This is a genomic window from Fundidesulfovibrio putealis DSM 16056 (assembly GCF_000429325.1).
Taxonomy (GTDB): domain Bacteria; phylum Desulfobacterota; class Desulfovibrionia; order Desulfovibrionales; family Desulfovibrionaceae; genus Fundidesulfovibrio; species Fundidesulfovibrio putealis.
In genome coordinates, this window is the sequence record NZ_KE386885.1 from 596,356 (window position 1) to 618,637 (window position 22,282).

Annotated in this window: 18 protein-coding genes; 5 read left to right on the plus strand and 13 right to left on the minus strand. The window is 63.7% G+C overall.

Translation table 11 applies throughout. The features are described 5' to 3' along the window. Positions 1 to 4 precede the first annotated feature (4 nt). The 11 genes from G453_RS0119395 to G453_RS25380 form a co-directional block, all read right to left on the minus strand. Positions 5 to 967: a glycosyltransferase family 2 protein gene (locus tag G453_RS0119395; RefSeq protein WP_027192366.1), complete on the minus strand. Its 963-nt coding sequence runs from the start codon at positions 965 to 967 to the stop codon at positions 5 to 7. Between the two features lie 35 nt (positions 968 to 1,002). After that, the gene (locus G453_RS25365; protein ID WP_051272647.1) at positions 1,003 to 2,940 is read right to left on the minus strand and encodes a hypothetical protein; all 1,938 of its coding nucleotides are present in this window, start codon (positions 2,938 to 2,940) and stop codon (positions 1,003 to 1,005) included. 147 nt (positions 2,941 to 3,087) lie between these two features. Further along, entirely contained in the window at positions 3,088 to 4,215 is a 1,128-nt protein-coding gene (locus G453_RS0119405; RefSeq protein ID WP_043646460.1) for a hypothetical protein, read from the minus strand. A 1-nt stretch (position 4,216) separates the two neighbouring features. After that, positions 4,217 to 5,164: an efflux RND transporter periplasmic adaptor subunit gene (locus tag G453_RS0119410; protein WP_027192368.1), complete on the minus strand. Its 948-nt coding sequence runs from the start codon at positions 5,162 to 5,164 to the stop codon at positions 4,217 to 4,219. A 3-nt stretch (positions 5,165 to 5,167) separates the two neighbouring features. Further along, positions 5,168 to 6,835 carry a TolC family protein gene (locus G453_RS25370; protein ID WP_051272648.1) on the minus strand — a complete coding sequence of 556 codons (1,668 nt, stop codon included), beginning with the start codon at positions 6,833 to 6,835 and terminating at the stop codon, positions 5,168 to 5,170. A 16-nt stretch (positions 6,836 to 6,851) separates the two neighbouring features. After that, a complete protein-coding gene (locus tag G453_RS0119420; RefSeq protein ID WP_027192369.1) occupies positions 6,852 to 7,550 on the minus strand; it encodes an ABC transporter ATP-binding protein in 699 nt (232 codons plus the stop codon). Then, positions 7,543 to 8,706 carry an ABC transporter permease gene (locus tag G453_RS0119425; RefSeq protein WP_235731813.1) on the minus strand — a complete coding sequence of 388 codons (1,164 nt, stop codon included), beginning with the start codon at positions 8,704 to 8,706 and terminating at the stop codon, positions 7,543 to 7,545. Before G453_RS0119425 ends, G453_RS0119420 begins: the two co-directional genes overlap by 8 nt. 149 nt (positions 8,707 to 8,855) lie before the next feature. After that, positions 8,856 to 10,142, minus strand: a complete 1,287-nt coding sequence (locus tag G453_RS25375; protein WP_051272650.1) for an aminotransferase class I/II-fold pyridoxal phosphate-dependent enzyme — start codon at positions 10,140 to 10,142, stop codon at positions 8,856 to 8,858. A gap of 112 nt (positions 10,143 to 10,254) precedes the next feature. Beyond that, on the minus strand, positions 10,255 to 10,734 hold the full coding sequence (locus G453_RS0119435; protein WP_043646463.1) for a hypothetical protein: 480 nt from the start codon (positions 10,732 to 10,734) through the stop codon (positions 10,255 to 10,257). Further along, positions 10,731 to 11,177 carry a hypothetical protein gene (locus G453_RS0119440; protein WP_027192372.1) on the minus strand — a complete coding sequence of 149 codons (447 nt, stop codon included), beginning with the start codon at positions 11,175 to 11,177 and terminating at the stop codon, positions 10,731 to 10,733. The genes G453_RS0119435 and G453_RS0119440 overlap by 4 nt, the downstream gene beginning before the upstream one ends. After that, positions 11,167 to 12,780 (minus strand): glycosyltransferase, encoded by a 1,614-nt coding sequence (locus G453_RS25380; protein WP_156921023.1) that lies wholly within the window; start codon positions 12,778 to 12,780, stop codon positions 11,167 to 11,169. Before G453_RS25380 ends, G453_RS0119440 begins: the two co-directional genes overlap by 11 nt. A 140-nt stretch (positions 12,781 to 12,920) precedes the next feature. On the opposite strand from G453_RS25380, the gene G453_RS0119450 reads away from it, so the two are divergent. Further along, positions 12,921 to 13,730, plus strand: a complete 810-nt coding sequence (locus tag G453_RS0119450) for a glycosyltransferase family 2 protein (RefSeq protein ID WP_027192373.1) — start codon at positions 12,921 to 12,923, stop codon at positions 13,728 to 13,730. Positions 13,731 to 14,332: 602 nt separating this feature from the next. After that, complete coding sequence (locus tag G453_RS0119455; RefSeq protein ID WP_027192374.1) at positions 14,333 to 16,684, plus strand: methyl-accepting chemotaxis protein; 2,352 nt, start codon at positions 14,333 to 14,335, stop codon at positions 16,682 to 16,684. A 97-nt stretch (positions 16,685 to 16,781) separates the two neighbouring features. On the opposite strand, the gene G453_RS27485 is transcribed toward G453_RS0119455, so the two are convergent. Continuing rightward, positions 16,782 to 17,285 (minus strand): helix-turn-helix domain-containing protein, encoded by a 504-nt coding sequence (locus G453_RS27485; RefSeq protein ID WP_169725375.1) that lies wholly within the window; start codon positions 17,283 to 17,285, stop codon positions 16,782 to 16,784. Positions 17,286 to 17,879: 594 nt separating this feature from the next. On the opposite strand from G453_RS27485, the gene G453_RS0119475 reads away from it, so the two are divergent. Continuing rightward, positions 17,880 to 18,533 (plus strand): hypothetical protein, encoded by a 654-nt coding sequence (locus tag G453_RS0119475; protein WP_027192375.1) that lies wholly within the window; start codon positions 17,880 to 17,882, stop codon positions 18,531 to 18,533. On the opposite strand, the gene G453_RS0119480 is transcribed toward G453_RS0119475, so the two are convergent. Further along, positions 18,526 to 19,731, minus strand: a complete 1,206-nt coding sequence (locus G453_RS0119480; RefSeq protein WP_027192376.1) for a zinc-dependent alcohol dehydrogenase — start codon at positions 19,729 to 19,731, stop codon at positions 18,526 to 18,528. The two genes, G453_RS0119475 and G453_RS0119480, sit on opposite strands and share 8 nt — an antisense overlap. 143 nt (positions 19,732 to 19,874) lie before the next feature. Between G453_RS0119480 and G453_RS0119485 the strand changes: the two genes are divergently transcribed. Next, positions 19,875 to 21,089 carry a radical SAM protein gene (locus tag G453_RS0119485; protein WP_027192377.1) on the plus strand — a complete coding sequence of 405 codons (1,215 nt, stop codon included), beginning with the start codon at positions 19,875 to 19,877 and terminating at the stop codon, positions 21,087 to 21,089. A gap of 96 nt (positions 21,090 to 21,185) precedes the next feature. Continuing rightward, a complete protein-coding gene (locus G453_RS25390) occupies positions 21,186 to 22,280 on the plus strand; it encodes a glycosyltransferase family 4 protein (RefSeq protein WP_043646467.1) in 1,095 nt (364 codons plus the stop codon). The last annotated feature ends 2 nt before the right edge of the window (positions 22,281 to 22,282 follow it).

Below are 22,282 nucleotides of genomic sequence, written 5' to 3' on the forward strand. Positions count from 1 at the left end.
AGGGTCAGTCCCCGTTTTCGCAGTTGCGGGTGCGGTCCACGATGTATGTCGGCTTGTTCTGCGACTCGTGGTAGGTCCGCATCAGAATCTCCGCGATCAGCCCCATGAAGATGGACATGAAGCCCATCAGCGTGAACAGGGTCACGGCCATGGGCAGGGGCGTCTCGATGAAGCTCTTGTTGGCGAAGATCTTCAGGTACAGCATGAGGCCGAACAGCAGAAACGAGATGAGGAACGTGACCAGCCCGAACCCGCCGAACAGGTACATGGGCTTGTGCGCAAACTTGTCCAGGAATTTGACGACGATAAGGTCCAGGATGACCTTTATGGTGCGGTCGAACCCGTACTTGGAGACCCCGTGCACGCGCGGATAGTGGGTGACGCCCACCTCGGTGACCTTGGCTCCCTGCCAGGCCGCGTAGATGGGCACGAAGCGGTGCATCTCGCCGTAGAGCTTCACGTTCTTGATGATGGCCTTGCGATAGGCTTTCAGCGAACAGCCGTAGTCGTGCAGATGCACCCCTGAGATGAAGGAGATCAGGCGGTTGGCCATGCGGCTGGGAAGGTTGCGCTTCAGGGGGTGGTCCTGGCGGTCTTTGCGCCAGCCGGAGACCACGTCGTAGCCCTCGGCCAGCTTGGCCAGGAGCTTGGGGATGTCGTGGGGGTCGTTCTGGAGGTCGCCGTCCATGGGGATGAGGATGTCCCCGGTGGCTGCGTCGATCCCCGCCATCATGGCCGGGGTCTGGCCGAAGTTGCGGCGCAGGTGGATGACCTTCAGGCGGTTGTCGGACTTGGCCAGCTCCTTCAGGCGCTGGGCCGTGTTGTCGGTGGAGCCGTCGTCCACGATGATCACCTCGTAGGGCTGGCCCATGGAGTCCAGGGCTTCGGTGATCTTCTGGTGCAGGGGGAGGACGTTGTCCTCCTCGTTGTACACGGGGATGATGATGGAGAGTGATTGTTCTTTCATGCTGGGCTCGGACTACACCACAAGTGCTTTGGGCATCAACCCTCACCGGCCTGGGAGGAATTGCCGATGCGGGCGGGACGAAGGTCGATGAGGAAGGCGCCGGGACGCAGGGGGATGCGCGGGAAACGGGACGCGTCCAGGACGGCGAACCCGCCCGTCAGAAGATCACGGCCTTGGGTCAGGGCCTTGATTGCTGCGCCGAAAGGCTCGAAGAACGGTTTTGCGGCGAGAAACTCTTTCGTGAAATGCGCCTCGTCCACCACCAGGAAGTCCACGCCGAACTCGCGCGCGAACCGGACCACAGCGTCCGCGTCGCTGGCGTAATAGGCGGCGAAGAAGCCGTCCAGGCGCGGGGACAGCTGCGCCCAGAAGCCCCGGCTCCAGGGGTGGGCCAGTTCGAAGGTGGCCAGGGCGTTTCTCCGGGCGAAAGTCATCACGTTGTCCATGAGCTCCGGGTGTCCGGCCAGCATGGCGTTCTTGGGCGTGGCTGCCTCCACGGCGGCGTAGAGGGGCGCGTCAGCCGAATAGTCGTACAGGGCCACGTTTTTCAGGCGCAGTGCGCCGAGCGCCGCCACGGCCAGGATCAGGCACACTGCGGCGGTTCTGCCGGGCTTGAGGCGAGTCACCGCCCCGGCCAGACAGGCCGAGAGGAGGATCGCGTAGAGCAGGTTGACCGGGTACTGCATGTAGCGGTCCGGCACGAAGAGCGTGAAGGCCATGAGCCGCGCCGCGATGTAGAAGGCCAGGAAGGACCCGCCCAGCACGGCCAGGGGCTTGAGGGAAGAGGCGAGGGCGCGCCAGTTCACGGCGCGCGCGCCGAAATACAGCAGCGGGGCCAGCACCACGAGGCTCAGGATTCCGGGGATGAGGCCGTACTCCTTGAACAGGCCGATGCGCTCGAAGGGGTAGTACACCACGTCCAGGAAGGGATTCGGAAGCGGGACGAGGTCCAGGCGTCCCTCCGGGCCGAACTCCGGCCTTCCGGTCGCCTCGGCCAGGGAGACCAGGGGGCCGAAGCCCTGGTCCTGGGGCTTGATACCGTTCAGGTAGGCCATGCCTGTTGCCAGGAGCAGGACCAGCAGCGTGACACCCAGCTTGAGCTTTGCCGAACCTTCCAAGCCGACGCGCAAGCGCTGGATGGCCGAGAGGAAGATCGCCGGGGCGCAGGGCAGGTAGATGTACGGGATGCAGCCGCCCAAGGCCAGGGTGGAGACGCTCCCCGGCCTGCGCCTGAGAAGCCCGAGCACAGCCAGGGCCAGCAGGGGGCTTGCGAAGGCGCGGGCCAGCCCGCCAGAGATGTTCTCCAGGAAAAACGGCATGAGCCAGGCCATGGCCGCCATGGCCCAGGCCTGGGAGCGGCCGCCGAACACGCGCCCCAGCGCGAACATGGCCAGGCACTGGCACAGGAAGAGAATGCCGCTGAGGATCTTGGTGAACTGCACCGGGTTGAAGAAATTGACCGTCTGTCCGGAAGACGGGTACGTCGGCGCACCCGGCGAAGCGCTCGATAGGGAACCCGGCGGGGAGCCGGGTGAAGAGCCGATCTGCGGCGCGGCCCCGGATGAGCCCGAAGCCCCGGAAGCACCTGAACTGCCAGATGCTCCAAGCTTCGTCCCGACCCAGGACCCGAACTCGTAGCACATGTTGACGCCCATGGTCACATAGGCCTCGGCGTAGTCGTTCAGCAGGGTCTTGGGGTACAGGTCCGGCTCGGCGTAGCGCTGCATCCAGTAGACCTGTTGGCGCACGTCGTCGTTTATGGCGTAGGGGTTCACGAACCCCTGCCAGTGGGCGAAGAGAAATACCGCCAGGGACAAGAGCGCCACCGCGAGCCAGTCCGCGCGGGTGACGGCCCCCTTGCCGGACAGGGCCGGATCCCTTGGGAGGGCGGATGCCAGCCCCTGCCCGCCATCTGCGCCCGGTGTCCGGGCCTGAATGGCCTGAGTCGGCGGAAGTTGCTGGCCGTGCGGCATCGTATTGAGGTCCGGCGTCACGTGCGAACGGGAGAGTGTGAATAGTTGGTCGGGCCGCCCTTGTCCTGGAGGGCAGGGACGGCCTGGGGCACGGATATCCGGGCGTCCGGGCATGCGCCGGAGCCGGAGCCTGGGGCAGGTCCCGGCTCAGATCTCGCGGTCATAGAGACGGAATGTCCGCCACTTCCTGCCGCCGAACATCTGGAGGGTCTTGTTCCACTTGATGAGCGACTCGGGAATCAGCGAGCAGTCGCACCAGATGCCGTTCTTCTTCCACTTGCTGAGCGTTATCATGATGTTCATGATGAGCGCGTAGTGGAGCTTGCGCCACTGGTGGGACTTCTTCACGCCGATGATGATGGCGCGCGAAGCCTTGAGCGGCGCGATGCGGCAGTCGTACAGCAGGCGCAGCATGCCCAGCCAGTCGAGCTTGCCACGGGTCTTGTGCAGGGTGTGGTTGATGTCGGGCGCGACCACGCTGAAGGCCAGGATCTCGCCGTTCTCCTCCACGAAGCTGACAAGCTCGGGGCGCAGGATGGGCTTTAATTGCAGGAAGATGTCGTTGAACTGACGTTCTGTCAGGGGGACGTGGCCCCAGTTCTTGTCCCAGAGGGTGTTGAACATGTCCAGCACTTCCGGGGCGCGCCGTATGAACTCGCTGGTCTTGCCCTGGGTGATGGTCAGTCCGGCGGCGTTCATGATGTCGTCGCGGCGTTTGACCAGCTCTTCGTAGGGCATGGGCATCTCGTCGATGATGTAGCCGAACCAGTCGAAGGCCTTCCTGAATCCCCAGTTTTCCACGAGCTTCTCGTAGTACGGGGGATTGTAGCTGTGAAACATGACCGGCCGCTCGCCGTAGCCCTGGATGAGAAGCCCCACCTCGTCGTAGATGCCAAACGACAGCGGCCCGTGCAGCTTGGTCTTGCCCCTGGCGCGCACCCAGTCCGCAGCGGTCGTAAACAGCGTGTCGGCAATGTCCTGGTCATCGATGCACTCGAAGAACCCGAAGAAGCCGGTGTCCTTGTCGTGGTGCTTCTCGTAGGCGAAGTTCAGGTGGGCGCTGATGCGCCCCACGATCCTGTCACCGTCCTTGGCCAGGAACAGCTGGACCTCGCCCACTTCATAGAAGGGTCCGGTCTTGGGGTCCAGGAAGGAGCGCAGGTGGGGAATGACGGGGGGGACCCAATAGGGGTCCCCCTCATAGATGGAAAACGGAAACTGGATGAAGTCTTCCATGTCCTTGGCGCTGGACACGGGGACGATGCGTGCGGGCATATTATTTCTTCGGTATGATGGTGACCTGCGCCTTGAGACCTTCCTTCAGGGAATAGTCGGCGTTGGGCAGGGTGAGCTCGATTTCATAGTAGGAAGGCTGCTGCAGGGCCGTGGGCAGCGGAGCCCAGGGGATGCGGCTGACCGTGGCCACGAACTCCTTGCCGGGGATGGAGTCGAAGCTGACCTTGGCCTGGTCGCCCAGCTTCAGGCGCAGGGCCTCGATCTCGTGCACCTGGGCGCGGATGAGGATGGGGTCCAGGAGGCCCACCTGGAAGAGCTCCACGTCGCGCGCCAGCTTCACGCCCTTGCGAAGCTCCGGGTTGATCCACAGGATGTACCCATCGGTGGGAGACTTCACGATGCCTTCGTTGGGCAGCACACCGAAGTTGGCCTTGGGGCCGAAGCGTTCGCGGGTGAGCTCCAGGCGCTGCTGGGCCTGCTCCCTCTCCGAGGCGAGCTTTTCCTGAAGGGCCACGCGCTGCTTCTCCAGCACGTCGATCTCCTGGGCGTTCTGCACCAGCGCCTGGGAGGTGGCCATGTTCTGCTTCTCCATGACCTCCAGCTCTTTGCGCTTCATGCGGAGCTTGTCGATGTCCTTGCCGGCGGTGGCCAGCTGGTGCTCCATGTCCTTGACGCTGGCCAGGGACAGGGCGCGCTTTTCAGACATGCGGGTTTCCAGCGGGATTTCGAAGGTGGCCAGGATTTCGTCCTTTTTCACCTTCTGGCCGATGGCCATGGGCATGGACATGATCTGCGAGGTGTAGGGCAGCTGCACGGTCAGCTTGAGCGGGCTGTAGAGCTTGCCGGAGAAGATGATCTCCTGGGCCAGGGGCGAGGGCTCGGCTGCCTTGGCGGCCGGAGCCGGGGCAGGAGCGGCCTGCTGGGCCAGGGCCGCGCCAGTGGCGGCCAGGCTAAGGACAAGGGCGATGAAGAGGGTGCGCATGGTCATGCGTTATTTCTCCCAGGCGGCGACGTCGATGTACTGACCCTGGAGGTCGCCGGAAAGGTGCTTGAGGGACAAGAGCGCGATGTCGCGCTTGACCTGTTGGAGAAGCTGCTGCTGCTTTGCGTCGTAGAAGGCGTTGCGGTCGGTGACCAGCTTGTCGAAGTCCAGCTGACCGGTTTTGTAGCGGTATTCGGCCTGCTCATCCTGAAGCTTGGCCAGATCGGCCTTGGAGCTGGCCAGCAGCAGATCGGAGCTGGTGGTCTGGTATTCGGACATGGCCTTCTGCACCAGCACGATGACCTCGAACTCCTTGGCCTTGGCGGCGGCCTGGAGCTGATCGAGCTTCTTGTACTGGCGCGATATCTCGCGGCCCTTGGTCCAGTAGTCCAGCGGCATGCTGATGTTGATGCCGGGATAGAACGGGAAGCCGTTGTTCTGGGCGTTGGAGGAGGTGTTGTTGAAGGCGTCCACGGTCTGGAAGGTGAAGCCGAAGGAGGGCAGAAGCTTCACGTAGGACAGGCCGATGTTCTTCTTCTGGAGGCTCTTTTCGTATTCCTGCATGCGCAGGTCGAAGGAGTAGGCGCGCACCTTCTCGTCGGTCACGTCGGCGGGGCTGAACTTGCCCAGGATCTGCTGCTTGGCGGCGGCCACGTCGAGCTCAAGCTTGTTGGTGAAGGGCACGCCCAGCAGGAACTTGATGTCGTCCATGACCATGGCGCGCATGGCGTTGATCTTGTCGTCCTCGGCCTTGGCCATCTGGATGCGGGTCTCGGCGATGCGGATGTCCAGCTGGGTAGCCTGGCCCAGGCCGAGCCTGGCCTTGAAGAAGTCCAGGTTCTGCTTGGCGAGGTCCTGGCGCTTCTTGACCATTTCCTTCTGCTCCGCGATGGCGGAAAGCTGGAGGAAGTCGCTGGCCAAGCGCTTGAGGCCCTCGGCAATGACCTTGAGGTGGCCAAGGATGGCGATGTTGGTCATCTCCTTGCGAGCCTGGACCTCGAAGCCGGAGAGCAGCGGGTTCCATTGGCCGGAGGAGAAACTGATGGTGTAGGGCTTGTCCGTGGTTCCGTCGGTCTTGGTGGGCATGCGGAACCAGTATGTGGTGTTGATGGCGACTGTGGGCACGAAGGACGACCATGCGTCCTGCACGTCCAGGCGCTTGGTTTCGATCTCCAGCGCGGACTTCACCAGCATGGGCGACTGCACCAGGGCCACGCGCACGGCTTCGTTGAAGTCGGCGGGCTGCTTGATGGTGGTGGACATCTCCCGCATGGCGCCCGGAGGAGGCGTAGCGCCGTCGGTCTGGGCCGGAGCCTGGGCCTTCGCCTGGGTATCGCCCTTGGCGGCGTTCTTGTCGGCGGCGGGCTTCTTGGCAGAGACAGTGTCGCTGGTGTCGTTGGTTACGGGCGTGCCGGGCTGGGCCGCCTGGGTTACTGGAGCGGAGGGAAGCACCTCGGCCTGGTACTGGCGTATCTCACCGGGCTTGGCGGCGGGTTTGGTGTATACCTCGCCGGATGCCTGGGCGGTCTGCACCTGTTTTGTCTTGGTCGATTTGGCGTCGGCCTGGGTCTTCTGCTGGGCCATTGCCGCTCCCGCGAAGGCCAGCAGGAAACAGAGAAGGACGGCCAGGGCCGCTGCTGCGCGGCGGTGCTTATGCGGACCGAAAGTGCGATGCATCGGGATCTCCCCTGGGCTAGTACGTCTTGAGCATGCCTTCGGACAGAAGGCTCCTGCGGGAACAGCGGGCTGCCGTGGCTGCGTCGTGCGTGACGATGACCATGGCCACCCTGGCCTCTTCGGTGATTTTCACGAAATAATCCATGACCCTCTCGGAGTTGGCCTGGTCGAGCTGGCCGGTGGGTTCGTCGGCCAGGATGAACTCGGGCTCGTTGACCAGGGCCCTGGCGATGGACACGCGTTGGCGTTCGCCGCCGGACAGGCGGTTGGAGGGCTGGCGCACCCGGTGTTCCAGGTTGACGCGCTGCAAGGCCTCCATGATCTTGTCCGGCCTCTCCCGGCGCTTCACGCCGGTGTAGATGAGCGGCAACTCCAGGTTTTCATACACGGTGGAGTTTTCGAGCAGGTCACAGCTCTGGAACACGAAGCCCATCTTCTCGCGGCGAAAGATGGCCTGCGCGTCTCTCGAGAGCTTCAGCACGTCGATCCCGGCCACGTTGTACACGCCGCCGGTGGGCGGCTGGAAGATGCCCAGGATGAAGAGCAGCGTGGACTTGCCGGAGCCGGAGGGGCCCATGATGGCCATCATCTCGCCCCGGCGGACTTCCAGGTTTATGTCCTTTAGCACCGAGATCTTCTCCGTGCCGGAGATGTAGTCCTTGGTGAGGTGCTGGATGTCGATGACCAGCTCCTTGTCTTTCTTGACGTTATTCATAGCGCATGGCGTCCACGACCTGCATCCGGCTGGCCCGGATGGAGGGATAGAGTCCCGCGCCGATTCCCAGTACGGCGGCAAAGGCCAGACCAGCGGCGAGGCACAGCATGAAAAGTCCTTCCGGCGGGCTGGAGCCGAGCATGCGGCTCATGTATTCGATGCCCACGCGTCCCATCAGCACGCCAAGGAAGGCAGACGTGAAGGTGACTGTGAGCGCCTCGAACAGGAACTGCCAGAGAATGTCGGAGTCTTCCGCGCCCATGGCTTTTTTCAGGCCGATCTCGCGGGTGCGCGCCGAAACCGCCGCCATCATGATGTTCCAGATGCCGAAGCCGCCAAGCACCAGGGTGGCGCCGATGGAGGCGTAGATGAACAGGCTCACCCACCAGAACATGCGCTGCACCTGCTTCAAAGGCTCCCAGCCCACCTGGACTCGCAGGCCCTTGTCGGTCTGGTTGGCCTTTATGACCTCGGGAAGGGCGGCGGCCACGGGGGCCACGTCGTCCCAGGTGTTGCAGCGGATGTAGAGGCTCGATACCTCGGAGATGTTGGGGATGCGGGACTGGGCGGTGGTGATGGGCAGAAACGCCATGAGGGTCTTGTCCGCCGCGCGCACGCCGCCGATGATGCCAACGACCTGGTAGAGGTTGTTGTCCATGTTCAGGATCTGCCCGATGGCCGCCTCGGGGGAGCCGAAGATGGTCTTGGCGAGATCCTGGCCCAGCACCGCGACTTTGCGCCCCTCGGCGATGTCGGACGCGTTGAAGAGCCTGCCGTGCTGGGGCGAGAACGAGAACAGCGACCAGTAGTTTTCATCCACGCCGACCAGGTTGAAGCCGAAGACTTTCTCCTGGTAGGTGGTGGTGGCTCCGGAGCGAAGGCGGCTCTTGGTGACGTCGCGCACCCCGGGGATGGTCTCGATGGCCGCGACGGTCTTGTTGCGGAACCACTCCTGGCGGTCGTACATCTGGGGGTCGAAGTGCGCGGCGATGATGGTCGCGCCGCCCAGCAGGTCCAGGTCGTTGTTGAAGTTCGCCTTGAGGTCGCGCCCCATGGTCACGATGGTGATGAATCCGGCGGTCCCCAGTGCGATGGAGGCCATGACGCCGATATAGCGGCGTCGCTTGCGCAGCACTTCCCGGAAGCTGATGCGCAATAGGTCTCCGAATCGCAGGAGTCGTGTACCCCGGTCCGGCGGGAGGAATCCCGCCGCCCGGAGGGTCTGAAGAGTCTTGTTGGCCATGCTTCTCGTAGGGAGGTGTGAAATACCCGGTCCCTGTTTAGTCTATCTGAACCGCTGTTCGGTTACAAGAGAGACTGACTTGAGCGCGCGCCAGCGATGGAAGACGCGCCGACCGCCTCTTCCCCGCCGGAATCCTCGTCCTGGTCCTGCACGCGGATGCGGTACTTGCGGGCCATTTCGTCCATGACGTCCAGCACGTACTCCAGCTGGCGGTCTTCATGGGTGGACATGCACGCGGTGCGGATGAGCGCCTGTCCGCGCGGCACGGCCGGATAGATGGCCGGGAGGGCGAAGATGCCGCGCTCGAAGAGTTCCTGGGCGAACATGAAGGCTTTTTCGTCCGTCCCGATGGTGATGGGGATGATGGGCGAGAGCGATTCCGTGATGCGAAGTCCCATGTCCCGGTACGCGTTGCGCATGCGGGTGGTGATGGCGTGCAGGCGCTCCACGCGCTCGGGTTCGGCCTCCAGAATGTCGATGCAGGCCAGGGCGGCCATGGTGCTGGCGGCGGGAAGGGCCGCCGAGAAAATCTGGGTGCGCGACTGGTGCTGGATGTATTCGAGCACGTCGATGTGGTCGGAGGCGATGAAGCCGCCGATGGAGGCGAAGGCCTTGGAGAAGGTGCCCATGATGAAGTCGCACTGCTCCACCACGCCGAAGTGGTTGGCCGTGCCGCGCCCGCTCTGGCCCAGCACGCCCAGGCCGTGGGCGTCGTCCAGGTAGATGAGAAGCTCGGGGAACTGCTTCTTCAGCGCGCCCAACTCGTCCATCACAGCCACGTCGCCGGACATGGAGAAGATGCCCTCGGTGATGAGCAGCACCTGGCCGTCGAAGTCCGGCTTGGCCATTTCCGAGGCGATCTTGCGGGAGGCGGAACCGGCGTCGTTGTGCACGAAGGTGCCCATCTTCTTGGTGCCGCCAAGGCCCGCGAAGATGGAGGCGTGGTTCTCGCGGTCGCACAGGACGTAGTCGCTGGGGGTCAGCAGGCAGCCCAGCACGCCCATGTTGGTGGAAAATCCGGTGACGTGCAGCACGGCGCGCTTCTTGCCCACGAAGGCGGCGAGGCGCTCCTCCAGGTTCTGGTGGATGGCCATGTTGCCGGAGAGGAAACGGGAACCGCCGGGGCCGGTGCCCATGGAGTATATGGCCTGGGCGGCGGCTTCCTTGACGCGGGCGTCATGGGCCAGACCCAGGTAGTCGTTGGAGCCGATCATCACCAGACGTTTCCCGGCAACCTCGACCTCGGTCCCCCAGGAGCGACTGATGGGGCGGAAGTAGGGGTAAATGCCCGCATCTTTCAGATTGCGGGTGATCCCGGAAACTTTCTGGCAGCGTTCATGCAATTTCATCGGCTGGTGTTCCTTGAGAGTGGATTTGCCGAAAAGGCAAGGCAGGCGCTTTTGCGCCATTTTAGGAAGGGGGCTCTACATCAAATACCACGCCCGTGCAACCCTTCGGGCTTCAAGGGGTCTTGAGGCTAAAGTACTCGCGAACGTGGCGGGCGTTTTCCTTCATTATTTTGGACAGCGCCGTGGCGGCGCGGCGATACTGTCCGGGGAAGGTGGGAGTGTAGTAGACCTCGTCATCGTCATCGGCCAGCACAAGGCTGTAGTTGCGTGTCCAGAGGTGGCGCTTGGTGGACCACTCCATGTAGATCCAGACCAGACGCTCGCGCCCTTCGCGGTTCAGGCAGCGGGCCACGCCCCAGGAGTAGGCTTCGTCTCCGGCCTCCACCACGCGGTGCTTGAGGAAGTCCGGACGCACATAGGACAGATCCGAGGAGTCGCAGAACCCCCTGGCGGCGATCTCCCAGGCCTGGGCGTACTGGTCCTTGGAGAGGTGCGTGAGCCCGGCGGGGGGGTAGATGTAGCCGTTGAAGAAGGCGAAGCTGCCGATGGCCAGCCCCAGGGCGGCCAGCACGGCGATCAGGAGGCCCCTCATTTCGCGCCTCCCGTTCCCGGCGCGAGCGGATCGCACACGCCCCATCCCAGGCTCCAGCTTTCGGCCTGCATGCGTCTGGCGCGGGCCAGCTTCTCTTCAGCCAGCACCAGGGAGTCGGCGTTGCGCTCGTCCTTGGCCAGGGTCTTCTTGATGGCGCGCTCCACGCGGTCACGGGTCACCAGGGCGTCGTCCGGCGGCGTCTCGCCCAGGGCGTCCATCTCCCGCAGGCGCAGCTCCAGGGCCTTGCCGGTCTGGTAGTTGAAGTCGAAGTGGCGCTCCTTCATGATGAGGGAGTTCTCCCCGTCGTTCACCTGCCCCCGGTAGAAGCGCTCGGGCTCCAGCACAGGATAGATCTCGGGCAGCTTCATGAAGCCCTTGTAGAAGGTCAGGGCCAGGCAGAAGAAGAGTCCGGCCTTCACGGCGCGCGTCAGGTTACTGCGCACGGGCGGACTCCTTGCGCTTGTAGATCACCAGGGCGCTCTGGGGCGGGCCTGCCGGGACGAAATAGTGGAAGTAGGGGTCGGCCCGGTTGCCGAAGGTCTCGTCCGGATTGGGCAGCTCGATGCGCTCATAGTCGCGGGCCAGATCGAGCTTTGTGGTGATGAACTCGCGCGGGGCGAACAGGAAGCCGTCGCGGTTGACGCGCACGTCGCGGCGCATGCTCACCCAGTCGGGCTTCTCGGTGTCCGGGATGGGGCCTTGCAGGCCGCCGATTACCCGGAACGGGGTATGGAACTGGAGCACCATGTCGCCGTATTCGGCCAGGATGGTCTGGCCGGGTTTGGCGTTGGCCTTGAAAAAGTCGATGAGGGGCTGGTTCACGTCCGGGTAGCCGCAGAAGAGCTCCGTCAGGTGCAGCTTCAGGGGGATGTTCACCGAGGTGAGCATGCGCAGGTCGTTCTGCCAGGGGCGGTTGACGATCTTCAGGCGCTCCATGGGGATGAGGTTCAGCCAGTTGGTCAGGCCCACCAGCACCAGGAACAGCACCGCCGAGGGTTTTGAGAAGCGCCACAGGGCGAGGCCCGCCCAGGCCAGCAGGATGGCGCAGGCCGGGTAGAAGTGCACGATGTAGCGGTGGAAGCGCTGGGGGAACAGGGCCAGGATGACGAAACTGCCGATCATCAGCAGCACCATGAACAGGCAGAAGCGCTCTTTCGGATCCGACGGCCCGCCGCGCCCCGCGAAGTATCCCTTCCAGCGCCAGGCCAGCGCGGCCAGGAGCGGCAGGGGAACCATGAACATCACCCAGTCCGAGAAGTAGAGCATGACGTTCTCGGGAATGAGCATGACGTTGAACAGCGTGGACTGCCTGCCCAGCCGGTACAGGAAGATGCCCGGCACGATCAGCACGCAGGAGTACGCCACCACCAGGGCCATGCGCGTCCAGGCGAACTGCCTGCGGTAGAGCGTGAGCGCCGCCAGCAGCATGGGCGGCGCAAGCGAGAGCAGCAGCAGGTAGTTGGCGTGGAACAGGAGCCCAAGGCCCAGGCCGATGGCCAGCATGGGCTTGGCGCGGTGTTTCCAGTCGCCCAGGAACCCCCAGAAGATCATCAGCATGATGAGTCCTCCGGCGGAATAGTAGCGGCCCTGGCGCGCGAACAGCAAAAACGGCACGGAGCAGGTGAGCAGCGCCGCAGAGAGCCTGGCCCAGGCCAGATCGCCGAAGCGCCGCAGGATGAGCAGGTACGTGCCCGCGATGCAGGCAAGGCCCGTGAGCGCAAAGAAGAACCTGGCCCAGAAGGTGCTCGCGGGGTCGATCAGCTGTCCGGCGGCGGACATGTAGATCTGCATCCAGGGGGACCAGCGCCAGATCATGTCCGTGTCGAACTCGCGGCGCTCCTCCTGGGAGACGATGTTCACCCCGTCGGTGACAAGGGGGATGCCGGTGGTGAGGACGTTGCGGGCCAGGTTGGCGGTCTCGGCCTCGTCCTGCCACAGGGGGCGGTCACCGAGTCCTTTGAATATAAGGAAGGCGCCCAGGGCCAGGATGGCCAGGAACACGGGGTCGCGCCAGGGACGCAATGGCGTGGGGGTATGTGTGTGCATGGTAAAGCGGCGGCTTTGTACCCGCATTCGGAACGAATTACAAGGCGGAGCTTTTTCAGGCTTGACAGGGACCGGGGTTTGGGGATTAATCCCGCGTTCCTGATTTATTCGCTATCGATTCCATTCGGAGGAACCCCCCGATGATGAACGGCAAGAAAGTGGTGGTCGTCATGCCCGCGTACAACGCGGCAGCCACCCTGGAGCGCACCCTCGCCGAGGTGCCGCGCGATATCGTCGACGACGTCATTCTCGTGGACGACGCCAGCCGCGACAACACCATAGAACACGCCCGCTCGCTCGGCATCAAATGTTTCCTGCACGAGCGCAACTGGGGCTATGGGCGCAACCAGAAGACCTGCTACACCGAGGCCCTGAAGCTCGGGGCCGACGTGGCCATCATGGTGCATCCCGACTACCAGTACACCCCGCTGATCATCCCGGCCATGGCCAACCTGGCCACCTCCGGGCTCTACGACGTGGTGCTGGCCTCGCGCATCCTGGGCGGCACGGCCCTCAAGGGCGGCATGCCCGGCTATAAATACGTCGCCAACCGCTTCCTGACCGCCGCGCAGAACGCGCTCATGGGCGCGAAGCTCTCCGAGTACCACACCGGCTACCGGGCCTTCACCCGCGAAGTGCTGGAGAAGCTCCCTCTGTGGGAAAACTCCGACGACTTCGTGTTCGACAACCAGATGCTGGCCCAGTCCCTGTACTTCGGGTTCAACATCGGCGAAGTGAGCTGCCCCACCAAGTACTTCGACGAGGCCAGCTCCATCAACTTCAAGCGCAGCTGCATCTACGGCCTGGGCTGCCTGAAGACCGCCTGGGACTTCCGCATGCAGAAATGGGGCAAGGCCAAGCACGCCATCTTCGATCCCAACGGGCGCACCCTGAAGGACCCCCAGTCCGGCTACTACTCCGACGAGACCGCTGGCTGCGCTTCGGAATAAGCGACCGCATCACCGCGATGAACCTAAAGCCCCCGGCCGCATGGCCGGGGGCTTTTTTGTTGCTTGCAGGCGCGGCGCCTGGCTGAGTCTGTTTCGTGCGGGTGCTGGCCGGAGGCGGGGCTGTCGCTTGGATGCTTCCGGGCGGTAAATAGTGGCCGCGGTATGCATGGGGGCGAACCGCGAGCTGCGTCGTGCCGTCCGGACTGTGCGCGCAGGTTGCTTTGTCTCGCACGGGCGTATTCGGATTTATTCGTACATACGTGGCCGCCTGTTCGAGAGGCGTTGCGCGCCTGGGTTTTCGCGGGGGCGATATGCTGCCGCCTGGAAACAATGGTGCCGCGCAGGGCGTCTTGCATGTCTGTGCGCAGGATAATCAAGCGCAGAGTCTGGGCAAAGCCCGTGAAATGGGGGGCGACAGGGCTCGTCTGACAAAACTGTGTGTCGGAAAGACAAATCATCCCGCGACTGGCGGAATTCGTGATAATATAAGCCTTGCGAGATTTTGTAAAACGGTGCTAGGCAGGCCGCTCTTGTTCGAATTTTCCCAATGTGGTGGTTGGGGACCGGTTGAAGGTCGTGCACTTGAACCGAAAGGGGTGGGTATGTTCGCATTTTTTGACAGGGTGAAGTTCCAGACCAAGCTTCAGTTCGCAGTGATGGGGATCGTGACGTTCGCAGTGCTGTTGTCTGGCGGGTTGTCTGTCTACAGCATCTATTCCAAGGCGTTGTCCCTGGGCCAGTCGCTTGCCGAAACCGCCTCCACGCAGGTCGCCGGAGTGATGGACCTGTATCACAAATCAAGCATGCACAGGCTCCAGGCCGTGATGGACATTCTGGAGTCCAGCGTGGACATGGCGGCCTTTTCCCCCGAGTACGACAAGGATTTTGCCGTTACCGACAACATCCGTAAGCGCTACGACACCAGCGCCACCATCTTTTATCTCACGGACAAGGGATTCGTGCGCATCTCCACCAACCTGGTGCAGGACGGCAAGCGCATGGTCGGCACGGTGATAGATTCAGGCCCGGCGTACGACGCCCTCAAGTCCGGGCGCAATTATGAAGGCATGGCCAACCTGGGCGGCATCTACCGCATCGTGGAGTATCGGCCCCTGAAGAAGGACGGCAAGGTGGTGGGGGCGGTGTACGCCGGAAAGCGCATCTTCACCCCGGAATTTCTTGAATACCTGAAGAACGTCAGTGTGGACGGCAAGGGCTATCCCTACATCCTGGACGCCCAGGGCTTCTTCGCCTACCACCCGGACCCGGCCTGGGTCGGCAAGGACTCCCGCCAGATGCCCGGCGTGGGCGCTCTGCTGGCGGACAACCGGCAAAAATACCTGACCTACGAGACGACGGGAGGGGCCAAGGTCGCGGCCATGACGGAGTTCCCGGAGTACAAGTGGAAGACCTTCTTCGGCATGACCATGCAGGAGACCCTGCACGGCCTGGACTGGACGGTGTACAAGGCCTCGCTGGCCGGGCTGGGCATCGCCATGCTGCTGTCCTTCCTGGCGCTGCTGGTGATGGTGTCCCGGGTGCTGCTGGTCCCTGTCAGGCGGATAGCCCGCGCCTCCGAGCAGATCGCGCAGGGCGAGTACAACGTCTCCATCGAGTATCCGGCGCAGGACGCCCTGGGCGAAACCGCAGCCAGCGTCCGCCATCTGGCGGCTACCGTGAAGGAGAAGATCGGCTTCATCCAGGGCGTGCTCGACTCCATCAAATCCCCCAACATCATCTGCGACAAGAACGGCAAGATCCTTCGCGTCAACCAGGAGTTCATCGACTTCCTGGAGACCGGGGGCACGCCTGAAAGCTGGGTGGGCAAGGCGGCGGGCGAATTCATCTTCGGCGATCCGTCCCGTGAAGCCGTCATCCAGCAGGTCATCGCCTCGCAGACCGCCAGTATCGGCACACAGAACGAGGCCCGCACAAGGAAGGGAGAGGTCAGGCACGTGCGCGTCGATTCCGTGCCGCTCTACAACCTGGACGGCGAGCTCATCGGCGGCTGCTCGGTGTGGACCGACATGACCGAGATCGTGCGCGGCCACCAGGAAGTGCAGGAGAACCAGGAAAAGCTCCTGCAGGTGGCCCGCGACATCGACGCATTCACCCAGCACGTGGCCGCAGCCTCCGAAGAGCTGGCCGCCCAGATCGAGGAGGCCTCGCGCGGCACCGAGAACCAGCGCGACCGTACGGCATCCACGGCCACGGCCATGGAGCAGATGAACGCCACGGTGCTCGAGGTGGCCCGCCACGCTGGGGAGGCCGCCAGCGGATCAAAGGCCGTGCAGGAGAAATCCGCGCACGGGGCTGCCGTGGTGGCCCAGGTCGTCGAGGCCATGGGCCGCGTGAACACCATGTCCACGGAACTCTCCACTGAGATCAACGAGCTGGGCCGCCAGGCGGCGGACATAAGCTCCATCATCAACGTGATCCAGGACATAGCGGACCAGACCAATCTGCTGGCCCTGAACGCGGCCATCGAAGCGGCCCGCGCTGGCGAGGCCGGCCGAGGCTTCGCCGTGGTGGCAGACGAGGTGCGCAAGCTCGCGGAGCGCACCATGACCGCCACTGCGGAAGTCACCGGCTCCATCCAGAACATCACCAGCACCGTGGACAAGAACGTGCGCAGTGTGGCCCAGGCCGTCGCCGGGATCGAGGCGTCCAACCGCCTGGCGGTCCAGGCCGGGGAGTCGCTGGGCGAGATACTTGAAATAGCGGGCAAGGCCGTGGACCAGATCACCTCCATCGCCACCGCCGCCGAGGAGCAGTCAGCCACTTCCGAAGAGATCAACCGCAGCGTGGACGAAATCAACGCCATCGCCTCGGAGACCGCCCAGGGCATGAACCAGTCCGCCCAGGCCATATCCGACCTTGCGCGTCAGGTTTCCGACTTGAAGGAACTGGTGACCCGCATGGGCGGCGACGGCGCGCAAAAGAGACTGGCGTAGCGGCCGCTCCAGCATTCAGCCGCCCTCCGGCCTCGGGGGGCGGTTTTTTTATGGATGCCTGCCTGGGCGGGCCGGGCCTCTGGACAGGCGGCGAGCCTCACGCCGAATGGAGATGTTCCGTATCGGGGGAAGTGGTTGCCTGGGCAGGACGCCCCCCGTTCTCCGCAAGGCGGCTCAGAAGCTCGCCGTTCTCCTGGAGCAGTTCCCGTATCGTTCCTGTCAGGGCTCTGATTTCCTGACGCATGTCTTTGTTTTCATTTCGCAGTTCGCGCAGGTCCTGGCGCAGTTCCATGTTGTCTCGCCGCAGGCTTTCCAGTTCGCCAATCAGGGAGAATCTGCCTGGAAATGGGCCGGCAGGGTTTTGGCGGCCCGGGACTCCGGCGTCGGATGGTTCCGTGTCGGACCCGAACAGCAGCCAATGGGGCTGAACACCAAAAAGTGTGCACAGCTGTCTCGCAATTTTGGTGTCCGGCTCGGATTCCCCCCGCTCGTATCTGCCAAGTGTGTTTTTATGGATTCCCAGCTTGTGGGCGAATTCCGCCTGTGTGAGAGTGCCACGTATGGCTCTGAGTCTCTGTGCCATCGTGGTGTTGGTGTCCAAAGCGGGCCTCGGATTTTCTCGTACGTTACAGATGGCCGCCCTGAGGTGGTGCGGCATTAAAAATGGAACCGCAGGTCCATTTCGCGGTGCTTTTTAAACCAATAGTTGTTGACCGCGAACAAAAAATAGGAGAACACAAGTTCCTTGTTTGGTGTGCGCTAACGTACTCCCTGGGAGTCTTGTATCTGGCCTGTCGGAAGGGGTCAATCTTCGTTGACGCCGTCTAGCCGTATTGCGTTCAGTCTGTTGCCCGTGCGTAGCCCGCTTAGTCCCGGTTCGCCATATTGGTGCCTTTGCTCTTGTTACAGCGTGGCAGGGTGTGTCATGCCACAAATCAACGGCTTGAAAATTTCGTTGTTTGAAGAGAGCGCTCCTTGGCGGGGACTGCATTCCGTGGCGTCGGGCTCCCGGCACTCCCGAAATGACCGGTCGGATCGTTTGCGCGGAGGCTTCAGGCGTAATCAGGCGACGCGCCATTCTGCCGGAAACACGTGGTGTTTTGTGCCCTACATGTCGCGTTCTGTGGAGCGCGCCGGTGTCGGGTGTTTCACTTGCTGAGAATGGACATGGGGACGGGCGGCAAAGCGGTGTGTTATGCTTATCACTCTGAAGTCAGCCGATAAATTCGCACTAAGCGTTGAGCTCGGGCGGACGCAGGCCGAAGCGCTCGCGGCGGGCTACGTCTTGAACCAGCTGGAGTGGAATGACATACGGTGCGGCACGTGCCGCTTCGGGACGCGCTTCGAGCACTGCGTGGCAGTGCGCTCCTGTGCGGGAATCTTCGGGTACTTCTGCGACATCGTATCCTACGGCCAGGCGGAGGCGATACTGGTGCGCGGCGAGGACCGCCTGGAATTTTCCGGGTCAGCCCAGTGCGTGGCGGCGTTCGCTATCCTGGCCTGCATGGTCTACTCGGAGTGCGGCCGGGCAGCCCCCTATTCGTTTCTGCTGGAGCATTTCTGCCGCGTTCAGGGGCAGATGGGAAACCCGGCTTTCTTCAGAAACTCCCGGAACTGGCTTGAACGGCAGGGCGTGGAAAGAACGGTAAAGCCAGACAGGCAGTCCTGGAACGAACTGTTCGACATGCTGCTGCGCAGGAAGGTCGTCTCGGTGCTTGGCATCTACGACAACGGCGGCCTGAACGACACGCTGCGCAACGCCTGCCAGATCCTCTACTCCATCAGCAGCCTGGCGCTGGACGAGCTCCACGCGGACCAGGACGCATCCGGAAAACCCGGCCTCATCTGAAATCGAAGGCTGCCTTCATGGAGCCGCTTCCGGCCTTGTCGAAGCTGGACTGGAAGGCCTCTTTCCACTGATCCAGCCGGAAAAGCCCGGTCAAAAGGCCCGTGGTCGGGTAGCCGCCCGAGGCCAGAAGATCCAGGCATAGCTGATAGGTGCGCACCCTCTCTCCCCGCCACAGGGCCGTGGCGTAGCTGGCCGACCCCGTCACCTGGAGCTGGCGCAGCCACAGGCTGGACACGTCCACCTTGCCCAGCTCCCCTGCCGTGCCGATCATCACGTAGCGGCCCCTGGCCCGCAGCGCCAGCAGCGCCTCCTGGAACGTTCCGGACGAGGCCACGCAATCGAACACCATGTCCGCGCCGCCCTCCACGTTGCCCCCGCCCATGGTGGTGGGGATGAAGCGTCCGCCGCAGGCCTTGGCCAACTCCTGGCGTGAGGGCGAGCGCAGCACCTCGTCCGCGCCTCCGGCGCGGGCCAGATCCGCCTGAAAGGTGTGGCGAGCGATCACCAGGATGCGCCCCTCGAACCCCATGGCCCGCAGACAGCGCACCGCGTGTTGGCCGAGCACTCCTGCGCCCCAGATCAGCACCGTCTCGCCGGGGGCCGGGAAATTTTCCAGGATGGGCTGCATCACCGAGGCCATGGAATCGATCAGTACGGCGTCCTCGTCACTCAGGCATTCCGGCACGGGCAGCACCTTGGAAGGATGCGCGGCGGTCATCTCGGCCATGCCGCCAGAGGCCTTGGCGTTGAAGCCCAGCACCGTGCTCGGCGGCAGCGCGCCGTCCAGGAAGTTTTCGCACAGGTTGTATTCGCCCCTGGCGCAGAAGCGGCAGGGAGGCAGCTCCCGGCAGGCGCAGTCCAGCATGGGCTCCACCACCACGCGCTGGCCGGGCGCAAAGCCGCTGCCCGGCGGCGCGGAGTCCACCACGCCGAGTATCTCGTGGCCTATGATCATGGGCAGCGAGGCATACGGCTCCAGCAGCATGGATTCTGCACCCTTGAGGAGATTCAGGTCCGAGCCGCAGATGCCGCACAGGAGCGTCCTGATGCTCACCCAGTTGGGGCGCGCGGGCTGGAAGGCCACGTCCTCGAGTTTCAGCGGCGTCACCAGATGGTGGAAGCGCTTGCGCTGGATTTTGTTGAAGAACGCGGACAACAGATAGCGCGGAATGGAGCGGTGGTAGACGAGGGCTTTCATGCGCGTGGTTCTGCGGCAGCGATGCGCGGCTGTCAAGGTTGACTCGCGCTGTGACGGGAGGTAGACAGCAGCGGCTTCGGCAGGGTCATCTCTGCCGGAATATTCCTATTGCTCCACGCCGACGCATCGGCCCGTGAGGTTCCATGTCCAAACGCTCCAGTATCGCTCTGGGAACGATTCTCAAGAATTTCGCACGCGTATCGCGCCATCCCTGGATCGCGTCGCGCCTTGTGGCCCTTGAAAAGGAGAAGTTCCTCTTCAAGTGGCTGAACCCCAAGGCAGACGAGGGATACGCCCGTTCCATCCGTCAGGTGTCCATCCGCATAACGGACATCTGCAACCTGCGCTGCCATACCTGCGGCCAGTGGGGCGACCAGGGCTTTCTGCACTGCGCCGACCTGAAATCGCTCAAGAAGAGCGAGGTCAGCCCGGAACGCTACCACCTGCTGCTGGCCGACCTGGCCACGCACGGGCATTTCCCGTCCGTGTACCTGTGGGGCGGCGAGCCCACCATGTACAAGGGCTGGCTGGAGATCATCGAGCACGCCACGGTTCTGGGCATGCCCACCTCCATCGCCACCAACGCCACGGGCATCGCCAAGGCCGCCGAGCGCCTGGTGGCCGCGCCCATGTTCCTGCTTCAGATGTCCATCGACGGCCCCGACCCGGACACCCACAACGCCGCGCGTCCGTCGGCTGGCGGGGGCAACAACTTCCAGGACATCCTGGATTCGCTGGAAGCCGTGAACGAGGCCAAGCGCCGCACCGGCAAGAAGCTGCCCCTCACCGCCTCGCTGACCACCATCTCCCAGGCCAACGTGCACCGGCTGGTGGACATCTACGAGACCTTCAAGGACAAGGTGGACCTGTTCGTGTTCTACCTCTCCTGGTGGATCGACGAAAAGAGCGCCGACGCCCACGAGGTGGACTTCCAGCGCCGCTTCGGGTTCGCGCCCAAGCTGCACCGGGGCTGGGTGGGCGACTGGACCATCAAGGAGTACGCCGTTCTGGACCAGCAGCTGAAGGAAGTGCTGCGCCGCTCCAAGAACTGGGACTCGCCCGCCGTGAACATCATCCCCAACATCACCGGGGAGGACAACCTGCGCGAGTACTACTCCGACCACTCCACCACCTACGGCTACAACCAGTGCATCTCCATCTATCAGGCGGTGGAGATCGACTCCGGCGGCGACATGTCGCCGTGCCGCGACTACCATGACTACGTGGTGGGCAACGTCAAGAAGAACACCATCACGGAGATCTGGAACAACGAGGCCTACCGCAAGTTCCGTGGAAGCCTCAACAAGGAAGGCCTGATGCCCGTCTGCACCCGCTGCTGCGGACTGATGGGGTACTAGGCCCGGCTCGTCCCTGCGATTCATGACGGCAGGTCCGGCCGCCGCCAGACGGCGACCGGACCTGCCTTTTCATCTCTTCTTGGCCAGGATGACCTCATGACCAAGCCCAAACGTCTCGTCCTCGTCCTTCAGGACCTGCTCTACGGCGGGACCCAGCGGCACGCTTTGGAGCTGGCCCGGCGCATCGACCGCTCCCGCTTCGCCCCGGAGTTCTGGATGCTCTGCGCAGGGGGCGATTTCGCCCCACAGGCCCGCGAGGCGAACATCCCCATGCGCTGGATTTCCGATAAGCGCACGGTAACTTTCTCCGCGATTCGCGAGCTGCGCCGGGCCATTGCGAGCGAGCGCCCGGACATCCTCATGCCGCTGACCGCCGTGCCCAACATCTGGGCGCGCATCTTCGGACGCCTGCACAAGACCCCTTGCATCGTGGCCACCTGCCGGGGCGGGGGCAACATCAAGCGCCAGCACGAGCGCTTCCTGGCCGGTCTGGCGCATCATCACATCGCCAACACCCAGGCCCTGAAGAACGCCCTGGTGACGCTTGGCCGCCCGGATGGCCACGTGACGGTGATCCCCAACGGTGTGGACACCGACCTCTTCAGCCCCGACCCCGACGGCATGCGCCCGTGGCGCAAGGTCATCCTGTGCGTTGCCCGCTTCGTGCCGGACAAGGACCACCAGACCCTGGTGCGCGCCTTCGACCTGGCCTTCGCCAAGGTGCCGGACGCGGAACTCTGGCTGGTGGGAGACGGGCCGCTCAAGGCCCGCGTGGAGTTCGGGCTCAGGCGTCTGGCCTGCGAGAACCGCGTCAGGATTTTCCCAGGCGGGCCGGACCTGCTGCCCTTCTACCGGCAGGCCAGCGTGCTGGCGCTTTCTTCGCTGCGCGAGGGGCTGCCCAACGTGGTGCTGGAGGGCATGGCCTGCGGCGTGCCCGTGGCCGCCACGGCTGTTGGCGGCATCCCCGAAGTGGTGGAGGAGGGGCGCACCGGGTTTTTGAGCCCGGCGAGCGACCCCCAGGCCCTGGCAGCCAGTTTCGTGCGCCTGCTCGCAGACGACGATCTTCAGGAGCGCATGGCTGGTGAAGCCCGCGCCGTGGCCCTTGAGAAGTATTCCATGGCCGCCATGGTGGCCCGGCACGAGGAGTTGCTTGCGCGAGCGTGCGGCGCTGGTTTGGCGTCGGGCCTGTAACG